This is a genomic window from Acinetobacter sp. YH12100 (genome assembly GCF_013419135.1).
Lineage (GTDB): Bacteria > Pseudomonadota > Gammaproteobacteria > Pseudomonadales > Moraxellaceae > Acinetobacter > Acinetobacter pseudolwoffii.
The window spans coordinates 62,824-81,085 of the sequence record NZ_VPAQ01000004.1 but is presented as its reverse complement, the minus strand read 5'-3'; the positions used below and the strand labels follow the sequence as shown (position 1 = coordinate 81,085).

The 18,262-nt window shown below is 43.3% G+C and carries 13 protein-coding genes; 4 read left to right on the top strand and 9 right to left on the bottom strand.

What is annotated here, in order from left to right; translation table 11 throughout:
* Positions 1-473 precede the first annotated feature (473 nt).
* From FTU40_RS04370 to nirB, 4 genes are all read right to left on the bottom strand, one after another.
* On the bottom strand, positions 474-2,204 hold the full coding sequence (locus FTU40_RS04370) for a bifunctional protein-serine/threonine kinase/phosphatase (protein ID WP_180039916.1): 1,731 nt from the start codon (positions 2,202-2,204) through the stop codon (positions 474-476).
* A 65-nt stretch (positions 2,205-2,269) separates the two neighbouring features.
* Entirely contained in the window at positions 2,270-3,079 is an 810-nt protein-coding gene (locus tag FTU40_RS04365) for a formate/nitrite transporter family protein (RefSeq protein WP_005170868.1), read from the bottom strand.
* A 305-nt stretch (positions 3,080-3,384) separates the two neighbouring features.
* The gene (gene nirD / locus FTU40_RS04360; RefSeq protein WP_180039914.1) at positions 3,385-4,995 is read right to left on the bottom strand and encodes a nitrite reductase small subunit NirD; all 1,611 of its coding nucleotides are present in this window, start codon (positions 4,993-4,995) and stop codon (positions 3,385-3,387) included.
* A 24-nt stretch (positions 4,996-5,019) separates the two neighbouring features.
* Positions 5,020-7,566 (bottom strand): nitrite reductase large subunit NirB, encoded by a 2,547-nt coding sequence (nirB, locus tag FTU40_RS04355; protein WP_218951632.1) that lies wholly within the window; start codon positions 7,564-7,566, stop codon positions 5,020-5,022.
* A 491-nt stretch (positions 7,567-8,057) separates the two neighbouring features.
* On the opposite strand from nirB, the gene FTU40_RS04350 reads away from it, so the two are divergent.
* Positions 8,058-8,636, top strand: coding sequence for an ANTAR domain-containing response regulator (locus tag FTU40_RS04350; protein ID WP_100328604.1), 579 nt, complete (start codon positions 8,058-8,060; stop codon positions 8,634-8,636).
* Positions 8,637-8,646: 10 nt separating this feature from the next.
* Entirely contained in the window at positions 8,647-9,648 is a 1,002-nt protein-coding gene (locus tag FTU40_RS04345; RefSeq protein WP_180039911.1) for a CmpA/NrtA family ABC transporter substrate-binding protein, read from the top strand.
* On the opposite strand, the gene FTU40_RS04340 is transcribed toward FTU40_RS04345, so the two are convergent.
* Entirely contained in the window at positions 9,637-10,530 is an 894-nt protein-coding gene (locus tag FTU40_RS04340) for a LysR family transcriptional regulator (RefSeq protein WP_005096940.1), read from the bottom strand. The genes FTU40_RS04345 and FTU40_RS04340 overlap by 12 nt on opposite strands.
* Positions 10,531-10,812: 282 nt before the next feature.
* Here FTU40_RS04340 and FTU40_RS04335 point away from each other — a divergent pair, with 282 nt between their 5' ends.
* Entirely contained in the window at positions 10,813-11,523 is a 711-nt protein-coding gene (locus FTU40_RS04335; RefSeq protein ID WP_005096941.1) for an HAD family phosphatase, read from the top strand.
* Between the two features lie 69 nt (positions 11,524-11,592).
* On the opposite strand, the gene FTU40_RS04330 is transcribed toward FTU40_RS04335, so the two are convergent.
* The 4 genes from FTU40_RS04330 to FTU40_RS04310 form a co-directional block, all read right to left on the bottom strand.
* Positions 11,593-11,943 carry a hypothetical protein gene (locus FTU40_RS04330; protein WP_074382760.1) on the bottom strand — a complete coding sequence of 117 codons (351 nt, stop codon included), beginning with the start codon at positions 11,941-11,943 and terminating at the stop codon, positions 11,593-11,595.
* 250 nt (positions 11,944-12,193) lie between these two features.
* Positions 12,194-13,360, bottom strand: a complete 1,167-nt coding sequence (locus tag FTU40_RS04325; protein WP_180039909.1) for an acyl-CoA desaturase — start codon at positions 13,358-13,360, stop codon at positions 12,194-12,196.
* A 31-nt stretch (positions 13,361-13,391) separates the two neighbouring features.
* Complete coding sequence (locus FTU40_RS15110) at positions 13,392-14,414, bottom strand: flavin reductase family protein (protein ID WP_005096945.1); 1,023 nt, start codon at positions 14,412-14,414, stop codon at positions 13,392-13,394.
* Positions 14,415-14,710: 296 nt separating this feature from the next.
* Positions 14,711-16,348: a long-chain-fatty-acid--CoA ligase gene (locus FTU40_RS04310; RefSeq protein ID WP_180039907.1), complete on the bottom strand. Its 1,638-nt coding sequence runs from the start codon at positions 16,346-16,348 to the stop codon at positions 14,711-14,713.
* Between the two features lie 471 nt (positions 16,349-16,819).
* Between FTU40_RS04310 and FTU40_RS04305 the strand changes: the two genes are divergently transcribed.
* Complete coding sequence (locus tag FTU40_RS04305; protein ID WP_180039905.1) at positions 16,820-18,226, top strand: PLP-dependent aminotransferase family protein; 1,407 nt, start codon at positions 16,820-16,822, stop codon at positions 18,224-18,226.
* Positions 18,227-18,262: the final 36 nt, after the last annotated feature.

Genomic DNA, 18,262 nt, shown 5'->3' with positions numbered 1-18,262 from the left:
AATAATTAAGTATTTGATATTAAATAATATGCTATTTAATTCTGCACACATGTATTTCCAGTTGGCATAATGTAATACTGCGTTAAATTCATAGTGGACTAAACCAGTTACTTCATATTCAAAGCTCACTGAAATTGAGTAGCATATCGATTTGAATTAGCTCATAGCATCGTCTTGGATCGAGCCCACAGTCGTTTATATATTTTGAGAAAATTACTGAGCACTGGGTCTTGGATCTGGGCTAAAGGATAAATTTTGGATCAGACTCAACCTGACTCATATTCAAAAATTATTCACTCATTGAGCAGAAAAAGGGTGAAAACCGCGTGAACATAAAGTGATGCAAACAGCAACTGTTTCATTAAAACCTGCACATAGAATAAGCAGATATTTGGACTGAATAATATGCCAAACATTCCCGAACTTGCTGCTGACAATTCAAAAAATATAATTGAATAGCCTATTAAAGAGCTTTATTTTGTAAAATATAGGGAAAAGACCAAGAGTAATAAGATAAACAGAATCGCGGTGCAGCATTTCCAGAATGTCAGGGGATGACGCTCAATCACAGGACGTGAAACAGATTTTTTTAATTCAAGATCAGGCTGTTTCAAGTCATAGATAAATGCTGAAAGTGCCTCATAACGTTGCTCTGGACGAATTGACAGTGCTTTTTTAAAAATCGTATCCAAACCCTTGGGCAAATCCGGACGATATTCAGACAGTGAATGATAGCGTACCTTTTTTAATTTTTTTTCGGTCTTGCAGCGCGCCAGCTCTGTCCCATAAGGCAATTGCCGGGTCAATAAATAATAGCTCATCACTGCCAGTGAAAACTGATCTGATTTTACCGAGGGTGAGCGCCCTATAAAATACTCTGGTGCCATAAATGCCAACGTTCCCAAAGGCACATCTGCATGTTTAGGATTCAGTTCGACCAGCCCTCTAACTGCCGTCGATCCATAATCAATCAGTTTTACTTTCAAAGCATCAATCGGTTCAAGCAGCATGACATTTTCTGGCCGTACATCCTGATGCAGCATTTCAAGTCGATGCATGGCATTCAGTGCTTTGGCCACCTGTTCAATAATCGGAATCAGTTGTTTTAAACTTAAAGCAGTTTTTTGACGATGTAGCCATCGGTTTAAGCTTTCCCCTTGCAAGTATTCATAACTTTGAAATAAAAACTTTTTACTGCCTGTATGCGGATAGTAGTGCATCAGGTTTTCATGTTTTAAACGCTTGGATACCCAGTCTTCCAGCTGGAATTGTTCCACTGCTTTCAGGTCATCCTGCAAATCGACAGACAAGGTTTTAATGACCAGCTGAGCTTGTGTGGCTGCATCCTGCGCCAAATAAAGGCTACTGCGATGATTTTGGTGCAGGATTTTATGAATGCGATAACCTTCAAACAAATCACCATGACTGAGTTGCTGTGGAAATAAAATATTTTCCTGAATCTGAAAGCTTTTCTCTTGAGCTAATGCATCAATTCGGATGATTTGAATGGTGAGATTGTCATCGCTGCCGCGCTTTAAGGCCAGTTCGACGATAGATTGGGCAATAGTATCCAGATTTTGTTTTTGCTGCAGCATATCCGAGATCTGCTGTATATCGATAAATTCATAGACACCATCGGTCATCAAGAGAAACAAATCATCTTCACATAATTCAAGTTGTTGATAATCGACTTCAATCCGATGATCTACACCTAAAGCACGACTTAAATAATGCTCGGTTGAAGATAAACGAACCCGATGATCAATGGTCAGCTGTTCAATGCTTTGGGCTTGAATGCGATAAACACGGCCATCACCTGCATGAAAAATATGTGCCCTGTTTTGTTTCAAAATCAGTGCACTCAAGGTGCAGACATAACCATGATCTTTATCAAAACGTCCCTGACTCTGTTGGGTTTGCGCATACAGCCAAGAGTTGGTCGCACGAATCACCCGAGCAGCTGAAGTTTGGGTACTCCATGCATCCGAAGTTGAATAATAATCGGATAAAAAACTACTGACCGCCGTTTCTGCCGCAATATGGCTGACATTGCTGCTGCTAATCCCGTCTGCAATGGCACAGGCAATACCTTTGCTGCTCAGCGCATGGCCTTCAGGAATATAAATGCCATAAAAATCCTGATTTTGTGCTTTGATTCCGGCGGAAGAATATTGTCCGATACTGATTTTTAATTTTTTATTCATTGTAGACACTCGAAAAGGGATCGAATCGATCCCTTCAATTTCAAGACATAAATATCATGCTCAAATTAAAATTCTTTTTTATCACCTGTACGGACATGCGTGGTATACAGCGCCAGACCAGTTAAAGCTAAACCACCAACCAAGTTACCCAGCACTACCGGTAATTCATTCCACAAGAAATAGTCTGTAATCGAGAAATCACCGCCCATCATCATGGCAAATGGGAACAGGAACATATTCACGACAGAATGCTCAAATCCCATGGCAAAGAACAGCATGATCGGCATCCACATGGCAATGAATTTTCCACTTACAGTTGTTGACATCATGGCGCCAATCACACCAAGTGACACCATCCAGTTACACAGCATGCCGCGTATAAAGATGGTCATCCAGCCAGCAAAGCCATATTCGGCATAACCCAAAGTCCGGTCTTCACCAATATGAGCAATTTTTACGCCGACTTCGTTTGGTTCAGCTGCGAAACCCATGGTATAGACCGCCGCCATCAAGATTGCGACGGTTAAACATCCAATAAAATTGCCTAAAAACACCAGCCCCCAGTTTTTTAAAATACGCGCCCATGTCACCCCTGGACGTTTGTCTAGCCAGGCCAAAGGAGTCAATACAAATACCCCGGTCAGCAGGTCATAGCCCAATAGATATAACATGCAAAACCCGACTGGAAATAACAGTGCACCGATCAGTGGCACCCCTGTCTGTACAGCAATCGTTACCGCAAATACTGCTGCCAGCGCCAGAATCGCACCGGCCATAAATGCACGAATTACAACATCACGTGTGGCCATATGCAGTTTTGCTTCACCAGCATCGACTACTTTTTTTGCAAACTCTGCAGGAGCAAGATAAGCCATAGTTTTATCCCCTTTATATAAAAATTTCTTGCCTGTTATTAAATAAAAAGACGCCTAAGGTCTATTTCAACCCTAGGCGTCTTTGCCTTGCATTATTTAAGCAGATCAATCGTGTCATGGCGCCGTTGCCATATTTACTAAATAGATCAGCAAATAACGTGCCATATTTTTAAATGTAATTGGCTTTGTTGCACCAACCTACAATTGAAGGCTTATCCAGCAATATAATTTCTGAATGAGCAAGCCTAAAATTTAATCCTCCCCAACCCTCCTTTGCTAAAGAAGGGCTGGAGAGCTTTATCCGATTAGCCTACTTTCCTTAATGCAAAATCCCGACCAAAAAGCAGCTTGCTGCGGATATTACTAATTGGTGTCTGATCTGCAATCAGTTCGGCATACCATGCCCCATCTTCAGTATCGCCAAACAACACCGCACCGATGACTTTGTCCTGTTGAATGATGATCCGTTTATAAATCTGACGCTTCTCATCATTCAGCACGATATCTTCGAAATCATTAGTCGGTTCAAAATTACCTGCCGAGAATACGTCACATCCGCTGACCTTAAGCTGGGTCGGAACAGTCGGTGCCTTAAAGGTCAGTCGGCCATGTTCAGCCAGATGAGTCGCACAGATAAAGGCCTGTCCCCATAATGGCTCAACCAATCCAAAGGTCTGACCACGATGCTCAATACATTCACCCACTGCATAAATACTCGGATCATAGGTCTGCATGGTGTCATTCACCAGCACGCCGCGGTTACAGCGCAGGCCAGACTGTTCGGCCAGACTTTTATTTGGTCGAATCCCGACGGCGAATACCACCAAATCAGCATCCAGCATTGTCCCGTCTTTTAAGCGCAGTTGAGTCACGTGACCATCACTACCTAGTAGTTCTTCGGTATTGGCTTCGGTGATAATCCTAATACCTTTTTCTTCAATTGATTTCTTCAGCATTTGACTGGCTTTCATGTCCAGCTGACGATCCATAATACGGTCTATCAGATGTAGCACCGTTACATTCATCCCTCGCTGTTTCAAGCCATATGCGGCTTCCAGTCCTAACAGACCACCGCCAATGACGACGGCATTTTGCTTGGTTTTGCAGTAATCCAGCATGCGGTTAACATCCTGAATATCCCGGAAGCTCATCACGCCTTCAAGTTCAGCACCTGGAATTGGCGGTATAAAGGGTTTGGAACCAGTGGCGAGGATCAGACGATCATAAGCAACCATTTCGCCTTTTCCGGTATACACCTGTTTGCGTGAGCGGTCGATAGAGAGTGCTGCATCTCCGCCAATAAAACGGATACCTTTTTCAGTATACCAGTCGACTGAATGCAACATAATTTCGGCAAAACTTTTCTCACCAGATAATACCGGTGACAACATGATGCGGTTGTAATTGCCCCATGGCTCTTCCCCAATCACGGTAATGTCATAACGATCTGGCGCCATATCCAGCAAGTCTTCCAGACAGCGCATACCCGCCAGCCCATTCCCGACCAATACCAGTTTTAAACGCTCTGTGTTTTGACCATTACTGGAAATATAGGTCTTTTGTGCAGTTGGGCTGATAAAGACTGTGCCATTTTCAATTCGGGTTGGAAATACCAGTAATTTCTGATCTTGCTCTTCCAGACAACGGCCGGTCACCAGACTGAAATGCTGCTTGTAAATTGGGGATGCGACTACACGCTCACCTTGCAGATCGCCCAGAATGCCACGTGCCATGACATTGGCCAGACTAAACGGATCCTGATTGCTGAGCGCATACACCCGCTGTTCCTGACCCACGCGAAAAATTGCAATCTGTTGATCTTCAATCAAAGCTGCAACACCAGTATTCGGGGTGATCTCATCCAGATGACAGACTTCGTACCAGTTCAGTTCGTTCATATCTTTTAAAATTGTCATTTTCATTCTCCCTGACTGTGGTGTTTAGGCTTCAACCACTGGAATACGGTTGAGATCACGTTCAGCGTCAGTCTTTGGCCGGATCTGACCACGTACAGGTGCAAACTGAATATGCGGGTCATTCTGCTCGGCTGCTTTGGCGTTGATAAAGGTTTTAAAGCGTTTGCGTACTTCTGGATCTTCAATCGCGGTGCGCCATTCATCCTGATAAGTGCCAATCACATGCTGCATACGGCTTTCCAGTTCAGCCGCAATGCCAAGCGAATCGTGCACAATGACATCTTTCAGATAATCCAGCCCACCTTCCATATTGTCACGCCATACACTGGTGCGCTGTAGACGATCCGCCGTCTGGATATAGAACATAAAGAAGCGGTCGATATATTTGATGAGTGTGGAAGTATCCAGATCTGAAGCCAGCAGTTCTGCATGGCGCGGCTTCATACCGCCATTGCCGCAGACATATAAATTCCAGCCTTTTTCCGTGGCAATCACCCCCACATCCTTGCTTTGTGCTTCGGCACATTCACGGGTACAGCCGGATACGGCCATTTTGGTTTTATGCGGTGAACGCAGGCCCTTGTAACGGTTTTCCAGAAAAATCGCCAAGCCGACAGAATCATCGACGCCAAAACGGCACCAGGTACTGCCCACACAAGATTTCACGGTACGTAAGGATTTGCCGTAGGCATGTCCGGACTCGAAACCGGCATTGATCAGTTTTCCCCAGATTTCCGGTAATTGATGTACCTGCGCACCAAACATGTCAATCCGTTGTCCACCCGTGATTTTCGTATATAAGCCATAATCTTTGGCAATCTGACCGATGCTAATCAGGCCATCCGGGGTGATCTCGCCGCCTGCCACACGTGGCACAATCGAATAGGAACCATCTTTCTGGATATTGCCCAGATAATAGTCATTGCTGTCCTGCAAACCGGCATGACTTGGTTTCAGAACAAAATCATTCCAGCAGGATGCCAGAATATTGGCCACAGTCGGTTTGCAGATATCACAGCCCATCCCATGACCATGTTGCTGAATCAGGTCAGAGAAAGTCTTGATTTCATGCACGCGTACCAGGTGATACAGTTCCTGACGCGAATAGGCAAAATGTTCGCACAGGTGATTGTTCACCGTGACACCCTGACGCTGTAATTCGGATTTGAGAACCTGCGTCACCAGTGGCGCACAGCCACCGCACGCCGTTGCAGCCTGCGTGCATTTTTTCAGTGCACCCAATGAAGTTGCACCGCCATCAATGGCTGAACAGATATCAGCTTTGGAAACGTTATTACAGGAACAGATGGTCGCACTGTCAGGCAATAAATCGATGCCACTGCCACCCGATTTGGAAGTTGACTGATCAAAGCCCGGCATGATCAGGCTTTCCGGTTGCTCCGGCACAGCCAGACCATTCAGCATCATTTGTAGGAGATCGCTATACTCTTTGGCACAGCCCACCAGCACCGCGCCCAGCAGCTTGGTCCTGTCTGCTGACACCACGATTTTTTTATAAACCTGCGCGGCTTCATCAGCATAGAAATAGCTCAAGGCACCAGGTGACATGGCATGTGCGTCACCAATAGAAGCAACATCCACACCCATCAGTTTGAGCTTGGTGCTCATGTCGGCGCCAGCGAATGCATGACTCTCTTGGCCCAGTACATGTTTCGCTGCGATACGCGCCATGTCATAGCCTGGTGCAACCAGACCATAAATTTTATTGTCCCAAAGTGCACATTCACCAATGGCATAAATGTCCGGATGTGAGGTCTGGCAATAATCATTAATGATGATACCGCCTCGTTCACCAATCAGCAGGCCGCTCTGGCGCGCCAGTTCATCACGTGGGCGAATGCCGGCAGAGAATAAAATGATGTCGGTTTCAAGGACTGAGCCATCGCCAAACTTTATTACATGCTGAGTGCTGTCACCATCTTCAATACTTGATGTGGCTTTCTGGGTATGAACCTTGACGCCTAAATCTTCGATTTTAGAACGCAATACCCGGCCACCCAGATCATCAATCTGCACCGCCATCAGACGCGGTGCAAATTCCACCACATGGGTGTCTAGATTCAGATCTCGTAATGCCTTCGCTGCTTCCAGTCCGAGCAAGCCGCCACCAATCACCACACCGGTTTTTGCATTCAGGCTGGCGGCACGAATCGCGTCCAGATCTTCAATAGTACGATAGACAAAACAGTTTTGACGCTCATTGCCCGGGATTGGCGGTATAAAGGCATAAGAGCCGGTGGCAAGAATCAACTTGTCAAAACTCAGCACATCACCGTGATTAGTCGTTACCGTTTTATTCAGCTGATCCATTTCAACTGCTTTGGTATTCAGTCGTAAATCAATGCCATAGGCATCGGCGAAATCACTACGGCATAGACTCAGATCCTTGACCGACTTGCCGCTGAAATATTCGGTCAAATGTACCCGGTCATAAGCCAAATGTGGCTCTTCTGCCAAAATGGTCAGCTCAATGTCATCACCGGCCTGTTCCAGTACAGATTCGATGAATTTATGCCCCACCATGCCATGCCCAATCATGAGAATTTTCATATCTGCGCTCCGACTATTGTTTTTTTAAAGACGATAAAAAGCCACATATCAGATCTAGTGGTTGATATGTCGACTGTTTGAATGGGTGGTAAATACCGTGCCCAGCTGTTTGAAATGCTGGATCAAAGGTTGAAATGCCCGTACGGTTTGTATTGCTGAACAACTGACCATGTCATTTATCCTGTGCTGAACGAAATATCAGTTGCACCCTTTTAAAGTGCAACTACGATCAGAACGGGCATCGTTGGCCGTTATTCGTATTGAAAGTCATCTTTGACAATTTGATAAGTGCAGGAAGCATGCCAACTTTTTTAGTAACACAATGACTGATATCAGCCAGAAAATTGCAGGAAATGCTTTATTTTGATGATGGATGCCAAACTCCTGCACCAAATTGAACTCAAAATAACTCTTTGATGCACCAATATCATGGCATGTTTTTTGCATTATTCGTACTTGAATATTCCTTAGGCCTTACTTGAAAATATTCCATGTCTAAATTACGAATTGCTCTTATTGATGATGATCTGGAGCGCGCCCAATTCATCCAGGAATCGCTGCTGTTACATGATTTTCAGGTGGTGGCCTGTTTAATCCTGAATGATCTGAATATGGTGCATGTCAAAGGCATCCATGCAGATGTGATTCTGCTAAATATGGATCATCCACATCGGGATATTATTGAAAGCTGTGTCAGCCAATATGAACTTCCTACCGTACTGTTTACCCAAAACTCCAATAAAGACACCATCAAAAGTGCGATTGATGCCGGGATCACGGCTTATATTGTCGATGGTATTGATCCCAGCAAATTAGAAAGCATTCTGGAAATATCAATTGAACAGTTCCGCAAGCATAAAAAGCTGCTGAACGATTTAAAAGAAACCCAAGACAAGCTGATTGACCGTAAAGATATCGATAAAGCCAAAGCATTGCTGATCCAGCTGCATGCATTATCTGAAGAACAGGCCTTTGCCTTATTACGTAAAAATGCCATGAGTCACCGGATTACCATTGGTGAAATGGCCAGACGCCTGCTCGATGCACAGAAGCTGTTATTGGGCCAATAAGGAAAAGCATATGTCCACATTAGAAAAAACTGAACTCAATATTGGCTATATTCCTTTGCTTGATTGTGTGGCCATTCTCTGGGCCGAAAAACAGGGTTATTTTGCCGAACAGGGATTAACCATCAACTTAATCCGGGAGGCCTCCTGGTCCAGTTTAAGAGACCGTCTGGCCTATGGCTTTCTGGACGCTGCGCATTGTTTGTCCGCCATGCTACCTGCTGCTGCTCTGGGTACAGACCAGTTACAGGTGGCTTTGCAAACCCCGTTGGTACTGAGCATGAATCAGGCTTTTATCAGCCTGCGTCAAGATCTGTGTCATGAATTGGGAATTGATGCAGAAGATGATGAAAAAAGCAGTTCTCAAAAACTGGTGCAGGCCTTGCAACAACAGCAGAAAATGAATCTGGCCTATGTCTATAAGCACTCAATTCATCATTATTGTATAAAAGAATGGTTAGCCCTGACAGATGTCAATATTGCCCACAAGATTCAGCTCATGACCTCACCACCAGCTTCGATGGTAAAAGGAATCTCGGAACAGGTCTTTGATGGCTTTTGTGTGGGAGAACCCTGGAATATTCAGGCCAAGCTTGAAGGCTATAGTTTAATTGTCGCTGCAAGCCAGAATGTCATTCCTAAAGTTGCCGACAAGGTTCTGGCCATGACTCAGGAATGGGCAGAATTACATCCATGCACGGTGAAGGCTTTGGTCAATGCTGTCCAGAAAGCCCAAACGGATTTAAAACAGCGTGCTGATCTGTCCCAAGTTTGGGACATGCTGGTTGATTATCAGATTATCCAGTTTGAATGCTCTGCACAGCGTCATGTCTGTAACTATCATAAAATTCAAAACATCATCCGCAATCTTGTTGGTGCAAGTGCGAAACCGCAGCTTGCCGATTTTATCTGGTTAATCGAGCAGATTGAAAAATGGGATGGTGTCGAAATCTCTGAGATAGAGAAAAAGCAGATTGCAGCACAATGCATGTATGCTGAAATGCTATTTGCTTAAGATTTCATGCAACATATTGCGTAGCCATTGATGACTGGTTTTATGATGACAGGACATATGCCAATACTGCTTTACAGAATAGGTCGGGAAAGCAATCGGTGCCCCAAAAATCTTGAGATTGCCACGTGATAACAGGACTTCACTCAAATAATAAGGCACGGTCGCAATCGCATCGGTTTCCTGTACCACCAGTCCCACGCCTAAATAGCTGGGCAGACGCATTAGAATGTCGCGCTTGAGTTCCAGATTCAGCAATTCATTTTCAATATGGTAATGCCCCATCCCGGCATCAATATCGATATGGGTTTCACGTAAATACTCTTCGGTCGTGATGCTGTCACCCGTTAGTCGCGGATGGTCTTTCGCTGCGATCACCACATAATACTGTTCAAACAGTTTCTGCTGATAAAAGCCATTCTCCAGATTTGGCAAGAAGCCCAAAGCCAGATCAATCTCGCCATTGGCCATCTGATAACTGGTTTCCGAGGTAATCGGACGCACATTCAGGCGGATATGTGATGCATGCTGCTTGAGATACTGTGAAATTTTTGGCAATAACACCAGATGCGATACATCGGTCATCGCCAGTGTAAAACGTTGCTGTGAAGTGACCTGATCAAAATTGATGGTGAAATTATTAATCGCTTCAACTTTACTGAGTGCTTCACTGACCAAGGGAAACAACTGCTTAGATAAATCTGTCGGCAGCATTTCATTGCCAATACGTAAAAATAAAGGATCACCATAATGCTGGCGAATTTTATTCAGCAGATTGCTCACCGCTGGCTGGCTCATGTCTAAATGATCAGCTGCCTGAGATACGTTTTTAAATTTATAGACATAATAAAAAATACTGAGCAATTTACAGTCAAGTTCAAACACAGAAACACATTTCCTTTAACTTTCTAATAATTTTGACGAAGATATCATCGACATCATTTTATCAATTGCCAATGTTCAAATATAACACTTTGCAACGATTTCTAGGATCAGTCAATTTCCATGTGGTGTTAAAAATTACTTTTCTCTGATGTGGAGCCTCGTTACAAGTAGTTCTGTTGTAAATATGCACTTCTGTTTTTCCTTGGTCAACTTAAACACGCAAGCTTCATGCTATATACTCAAGCCCACAGAATTAACGATGCAAATTAAGAGAAATATCTTATGTTCCAAGGCAAAAAGTTGGTGTGTTTTGATTTGGATGGCACCTTGATTGATTCCGTGGGAGTCTGGAATCAGGTCGATGCTGCGCTGATTCAGGAGTTGGCAAATATTGAAGTCGACTTAAGTCAGATCCAGCAACAGCGCGATCTTCAGCTCAAAAAATTTAAACATCGGCCGGATCCCTATCTGGAATATTGTGCTTATTTAAAAGCGCTTTATGGATTTGCGCCGAATAAAGAAGAAGTAAAAAACCGCCGTTATGCAATTTCACGGCATTTTCTCGATCATGTGGTCGAGCTAAAACCACATGCTGAACGGTTCATTCAAGCCCTGAAACAACAAGGGATTCAGATCGCCCTGACCACAACCACCAGTTTGTTCAATGTGCAGCGTTATCAGGACAATAATCAAAACATTAACAAAAAAATCAGCTTTAATGATGACTTTGCCCTGCTCTTGACCCGTGAAAATGTGCAGAACATCAAGCCGCATCCTGAAGTCTATTTCAATGCCCTTCAGCATTTTCAGGTGCAAGCCGCAGATTGCCTGATTATTGAGGATTCATTAATTGGCGTTGAAGCGGCCAACAATGCAGGAATCGATGTGATTGCAGTTTATGATCAATACTCTGTTCATGAAATAGATTTGATCAAGGTCCAAGCAAATTATTTTGCAGAAGATTTTACTGAGTTATTAAGTTTAGCCCAATAAAAAAAATGCCATGAATCATTGTATTTCATGACATTTTTTTCTGCAGATCTCTGACCTGAGAAGAAAACGTTATTTGGCTTTCTCATAGACTGAGCCTGAACCGACCAGATTTCCTGTTTTTTCATCGATTGCAAAATCAACCATACCTGCACCTGCATTTAACTGAAGTAAGCCATTTTTGCTCACTGCTGCCGGCATCGGATTTTTCTCTTCGGTTTTACCAGTTTCTTTGTCTTTTATGGTGTTGGTAATGAAGTAATTTTCACCATTTTTCGAAATGACCAATACATTTTCAAGTTTTGGATTTTCCAGCGTATTTTTCCAGTTTCCTTGATAATCTGGAGCTGGTGCTTCTGTGAGGTTACAAGCAGTTAAAAGCAGTAATAATGAGATGCCTGAAAAAAATTGAAGATATTTCAAAACTGAGACCTTGATTGTGACAACGCGGCCATTATAGGGACAACCCTCTAGAGCTTAAGCAGGTTGTTGTAGGCAAAGCGTTTCAGCAGTACCGTATCTGTTTTTCTTTGGTGATTTTTTTGAAATATCTCTCCATACTTCATTCATAAAAATGGATGATTCAATTTCTACTAAAACGACAAAAAAGGCCTCAATAGACCATGTAAATCTATTGAGGCGTAGCAAACGGGTGAATACCACACATTAAAAATTAGGGCATGATTTTAGATTTAAAGTGGCTCAATACAGATTTAGCAGAGTGGGTTTTTTCAATAATCTGTGCAGTCCAGTGATTCGGCAATGAACATTTGGCCAGACGCACCCAAACAGTAGAAAACTGTTTTATAAAGCTCGCTTCATTATAATGAATGCCATATTCAGCACACAGCGTTTTTACTTTCGGCGCCACCTGCGCATAGCGATTGGCTGGCATGTCCGGAAATAGATGATGTTCAATCTGATGGCTCAAATTACCACTCAAAATATGCAGCCAGTCCGTCCCGGTAAAATTACTCGAACCACGAACCTGGCGTAAATACCACTCAGCACGGGTTTCATTGTCGGTATTGTCCATCTCAAAAGTTTCAGCATCTTCCGTAAAATGACCATTAAAAATCACTGCAGACGCCCACAGACTACGAATTACATTGGCTACGGCATTTCCGGCAAACACAGGAATGGCATTCGGGCCAGCAATCACTGGAAAAAATACATAATCTTTTAACACCTGACGGCGCATTTTTTGACGCAGTGGAGCCGCTTCTTTCCAAACTTCTTTCCAGGTTTTGGTTTTATAGGCAATCACATCTTCCAGATGCAAGCGTTGCAGGCCGACATACCATTCAAAAAACACCATTAACTGCATGCCCAGTGGAATATTCAACAGGAAACGTGGTTCCCATTTTTGGGATTCACTGACCCGAATCAGGCCATAACCGACATCATGATCCATCCCGACAATATTGGTATAAGTATGATGAATATAGTTGTGCGTGTATTTCCAGTCATCGCCGGTTGAAATCGTATCCCAGTCATAGGTCGCTCCGTTCAGACTCGGATCATTCATCCAGTCGAACTGGCCATGCATGACATTGTGGCCGAGTTCCATATTTTCCACGATTTTGGAAAGACCGAGCAGACCTGTCCCTGCCAGCCATACCGGTGGCAACCAGCCAGCAAACATCAACATGCCTCGGGATGCAATTTCGCTATAACGGACAAAATTACGGATTTTATAAATATAATTGGCGTCTTTTTCACCCAGATCGTCCATGACCTCGCGGCGGATCGCATCGACTTTAGCACCAAACTCCTCAATCTGTTCCGGACTGAGAAATTGCGACTTACTGTGTCGTTTAAAATCAATTTGCATATTCATGGGAGCACCTTTTTATTCGTTTAATACTGGCTTATAAATTAATAACGACTGGACTCATCGCCTGGGAAATACAAAGTTTAATCTGGGTGTTATTGCCATGATCAACCTCACCGGTCAGGACATTACGCACCGAGCCACTGACTTTGGTACAGGAACAGGTATTACAGATTCCCATCCGGCAACCATGAGCAGGACGCAGGCCTGAATTTTCAGCGCTTTCCAGCAAGTTGGACTGAGCCTGAAACACTTGCTGCGATCTTAAAAACTGTACTGGCTGCGCCTTAATTTTTTCATCGACCACAATCTGGAAATATTCCGAATGAAAATTGGATTTCAAATCCAGTTTTTCTACAATTCTAAGTGCAGCCTTCATCATCCCAGCAGAGCCACAGGCATATATTTTTCGTTCTGCAACATCTGGCACCAGTTTTTGCAATAATCTTTGATTCAGATGCTGTTGCTGTTCCCGTGTATTAAAATGATGATATTTCAAGTTTGGATGCATTAAAGCCAGGGTTTTCAATTCAGCATGAAAGGCATCATCGCGAGTAAAATAAATCAGGTCGATCTGTTCCAGGGACTGGATCACTGCTTTTTGCAGCAAGGAATATATTGCAGTAATACCACTGCCGGATGCCAGAAATAAGGTTGGCTGGCTAGAGTTTTGCAGTATAAAGTCACCTTGCGGCTGCGAAATTTCAATGACAGCCCCGATTTGCATCTGGCTCAAGGCGCGTGACACTTTGCCTTGCTGTTTCACCGCAATAATCAAATCACCATTTTTTAATACCGTCACCACAGAATAATATCGCTGATGACGTACACCATCGAGTCTTATTGTTACTGCAATATGCTGGCCAGCCTGAAATGACCTGGCTTTAAAATTATGATTCGGGCGCAAGTGAATCTTGAAAAAGTCAGGACTGATGGCCTGAATGCCCATAATGGCCGCTTTAACTTTTTTAAACGCCCAGGTTGGATGGATTTTTTCACCAATAAAATCAATGAAATCTTCACGAACCCAATGCGGCTGATAGGTCGGCATACTTGTCATTTTTATCCCCTTATCCGCAGACAGTAATATTAATGTACAACTGTCTATTTATTATGTTGTCAGCATAAAGCGTTTTATAATTCAGACCATATCAATACAGGTCAAATTATGTGCTTATCAAACATAATAGAGCTTTTTGTCGGACAATATGAAGCAAAAGCATCTGCTGAAACTATAGTTTTTAGAAAAAGGGATTTTTATATCTGTTAATTCTGCTAACTCTATATAAAAAACTGACTCCTGTATAGAAGTCAGTTTCAATCATTCACTTTGATTATCAGATTCAATGTAAAACTCTAGCCTGCTGCTTGTTCCATGAGAATAGCGCCATAGAGTTCCCGCAAATCTTTTTTCAGCATCTTTCCAGTTCCACTTAGTGGAATTGAGTCTACAAAAACCACTCTGTCTGGAACCTGCCATTTAGCGACTTTATCAGCATAATAATCGAGTAGCTCTGTCTCACTCAGCTGACTGTCCGATTTTTTAATCGCAATCAATACCGGACGTTCATCCCACTTTGGATGCTGGGCGGCAATCACCGCCGCCATCGCAATTTCCGGATGGCCCATGGCAATATTTTCCAGATCCACCGATGAAATCCATTCGCCGCCAGACTTGATTAAATCTTTGGAACGGTCACTGAGTTTTACAAAACCATCTTGATTCAGCGTGCCAATATCCCCTGTATCTAACCAACCATCCTCAGTCAATGGAGATTCTTGCTTACCGAAATACTTATTAATAACCCAGTGCCCTTTCACCTGTAAACTTCCGATAGTTTCACCATCTCGTTCAATTTCATGCGTACATTTTTCTACATCAGTTAAACGTACACTAACCCCAAATGGCGGTCGGCCTTGAGACAGACGAATCTGCTGTTTTTCTTCATCTGATAGCTGCAAATGTTTGGCTTTGAGCTGATTGGCAGTAGCCACTGGACCTGTTTCCGTCATGCCCCAAGCATGAATTGTTTCACAGTTAAACTGCTCTTTGAAAGTTCGTAACATTGCCGGTGGACAGGCCGATCCTCCGATTACATTACGTTTCAGACTTTCCAGCTTGGAACCTGACTGGTTTGCTGCGGCAATCAAACCCTGCCAGATGGTTGGCACGCCAAGCGCCACTGAAACTTTATAAGTATCAATCAGATTCACCAGACTAACACCATCAAGACCTGGCCCCGGCAGTACCAGCGTACATCCCACCATGGCCGCCGCGTATGGCGTGCCCCATGCATTCACATGGAACATCGGCACCACTGGCAACATAATATCGGCAGCCGAGACATTTAGTGAGTCCGGTAAAATGATGGCATAGCTATGTAATACAGTAGAGCGATGACTATATAGCACGCCTTTAGGGTTGCCCGTGGTTCCTGATGTATAGCACAGTGAACTGGCTGAGTTTTCATCAATGATTGGCCATTCAAATTCTGTGTGTTGACTGGCAATCAGATCATCATAAAATTGTACTTCTGGAATGGCTTCAGTGACGCTCGGATCGGCAGCATCCAGACAGATAAAATGCTCGACAGAGGTCAGCAGTGATTTCACTGCTTTAATTAAAGGAACAAATGTCTTATCGAATAGCACCACACGGTCTGCGGCATCATTCATAATAAAAATCAGCTGTTCAGGAAACAAGCGCGGATTAATGGTATGACAGACCAGACCACTACCAGAAATGGCATACCAAGATTCTAAATGGCGGTGATTATTCCATGCAATGGTTGCGACCCGATCTCCCTGCGCCAAGCCAAGTTGTTGCAGCACATTGGCAAAACGTTTCGAGTTTTGGTGAATTTCGCCCCAGTTGGTCACCTTAATGCTGGTGTCGGTATTTTTGGAAATTACCTCGGTATCGGCATGATAGCGTCCTGCATGTTCAATCATGCTGCTGATCAGTAAAGGCTGAAACATCATATTTCCGAGCATTGTCCACTCCTTTGTGCTTGTTATTGGTCCGTGTATTCGTATCGTTGTTATCTAGACATGATGGAGCGGTCTAAGACCGTGACATAGTTTTTATCATCATGTGGACTGAATTTAGCAAGTAAATCTGAATTTGTAAGTATCGAATTGTGACAAATTAAGAGAAGTGACTCAGGCGTATAAAAATTAGAATACGATTGATGGAGAGGTAGAGAATTTCCCTAGAAAGGTTGAGGCCTGATATTCAGTTTAATGATCATGTATTGAGTTCATGTCGACCCGATTAATACAACCATCCCATTTGAATGGAAATATTTACTTGGATACTGATCTTAGAAGAACAGTACAGCAGATCGATAGAACGCCAGCTTGAAAATAGACTGACAACCACATTAACCTTAATTTGTTATATTGAGCATCTTGAAATATGCTATAAATCAAAATAATTAGAACAGTCTTAGTTCAAGCAAGTGTATGTATAAGTCTGAAAAACTGGCGCAGAATATCCGTCAGATGATTGAAAACGGCGTATGGAGGGTACATGAAAAATTACCTTCACTCCGCGAACAGACCCAATTGTCTGGCTATAGCCTGATGACGGTACTCAATGCTTATCAGGAACTTGAAGCGCAAGGTCTGGTTTATGCCAGAGATAAATCCGGCTATTACGTTGCAGAGCGTTCTACAGATCTGGTCAACAGCAAACAACCAATCCAGATTAGTTTAAGCCCAAAAGTTCAAATCAACTCTGTGGTATTTAATTATTTAAAATCGATCCAAGCAGCAGAAATTGTGCCTTTTGGTTCCGCATTTCCCAATGCAGAGCTGTTATATAACGCCAAATTTATGCAGATTCTGGCGCAGCAGGCCAAAAGAAAAAGCAGTTATAACAACCAGAATCATATGCCGCCTGGCAATCAGGATTTACGCCAACTGATTGCCAATCGTTACCAGTTGCAAGGCATTGCTTGCCATGCAGATGATATTGTCATTACATCTGGAGCATTAGAAGCACTGAATCTGTCTTTACAGGCATTGACCCAACCCGGTGATTTTATCCTGTTGCAACAAACCATATTTTATGGGGCCTGGCAGGCAGCCGAGCGTTTGGGGCTACAGGTGATTACTATCCCTGAGCATCCGCAATTCGGTTTTGATCTGGCATCATTTGAACAGGCTTTGAAACAGTATCCGATCAAGGTGTGCTGGCTAATGCTGAACGCGCATAATCCGATTGGCTTTACTGTTAGTTCGGAAATTAAACAGAGAATTGCTGAACTTTTGTATGAATATCAGGTCTATTTAATCGAAGATGATGTTTATCAGGAATTGAATTATGGTTCATCCAAACCGCTACCGGTTAAATATTTTGACCAGCATCAGATGGTGCTGCACTGTGCTTCATTTTCCAAAACACTAGGCATGGGCGCACGCGTCGGTTGGGTCTATGCCGGTCCATTTTCCGATGCCATTCAGCATTTGCAGCTCATGAGCACTTTAACGGTCAGTCCCTTACTCCAGAACACGCTGGTAGAATTTATTTCGCATCATCATTATGAAAAACATTTACGACAGCTAAGACATCATCTGGAAAAATATAAAAAGAAGTTTTATCAGGAACTCAAAAACCGCTTAGCGCCTACATGTAAAATTTACTATTATTCCAGTGGTTATTTTCTCTGGATCGAATTGCCAAATGGTCTAGATGGACAGGTGCTTTATGAGCAACTGATTCAGAAAGGTATTTCAATCGCCCCTGCATTATTGTTTAAACCGGATCATGCCAGTCAGCATTATATGCGCCTGAATTGTTCTTTTGAATGGACCGCCGAGATAGAAAATGCAGTGAATCTTTTAGCAGATACCATTCAGCAGAAATAGAAAAGCGTGAATGAGTTCATCCACGCTTTTTTTAGG

Coding starts and splice junctions, on each gene's coding strand:
- FTU40_RS04370 (WP_180039916.1), bottom strand. CDS start 2,204: ATGAATAAAAAATTAAAAATCAGTATCGGACAATATTCTTCCGCCGGA.
- FTU40_RS04365 (WP_005170868.1), bottom strand. CDS start 3,079: ATGGCTTATCTTGCTCCTGCAGAGTTTGCAAAAAAAGTAGTCGATGCT.
- nirD (WP_180039914.1), bottom strand. CDS start 4,995: ATGACAATTTTAAAAGATATGAACGAACTGAACTGGTACGAAGTCTGT.
- nirB (WP_218951632.1), bottom strand. CDS start 7,566: ATGAAAATTCTCATGATTGGGCATGGCATGGTGGGGCATAAATTCATC.
- FTU40_RS04350 (WP_100328604.1), top strand. CDS start 8,058: ATGTCTAAATTACGAATTGCTCTTATTGATGATGATCTGGAGCGCGCC.
- FTU40_RS04345 (WP_180039911.1), top strand. CDS start 8,647: ATGTCCACATTAGAAAAAACTGAACTCAATATTGGCTATATTCCTTTG.
- FTU40_RS04335 (WP_005096941.1), top strand. CDS start 10,813: ATGTTCCAAGGCAAAAAGTTGGTGTGTTTTGATTTGGATGGCACCTTG.
- FTU40_RS04325 (WP_180039909.1), bottom strand. CDS start 13,360: ATGAATATGCAAATTGATTTTAAACGACACAGTAAGTCGCAATTTCTC.
- FTU40_RS15110 (WP_005096945.1), bottom strand. CDS start 14,414: ATGACAAGTATGCCGACCTATCAGCCGCATTGGGTTCGTGAAGATTTC.
- FTU40_RS04310 (WP_180039907.1), bottom strand. CDS start 16,348: ATGCTCGGAAATATGATGTTTCAGCCTTTACTGATCAGCAGCATGATT.
- FTU40_RS04305 (WP_180039905.1), top strand. CDS start 16,820: ATGTATAAGTCTGAAAAACTGGCGCAGAATATCCGTCAGATGATTGAA.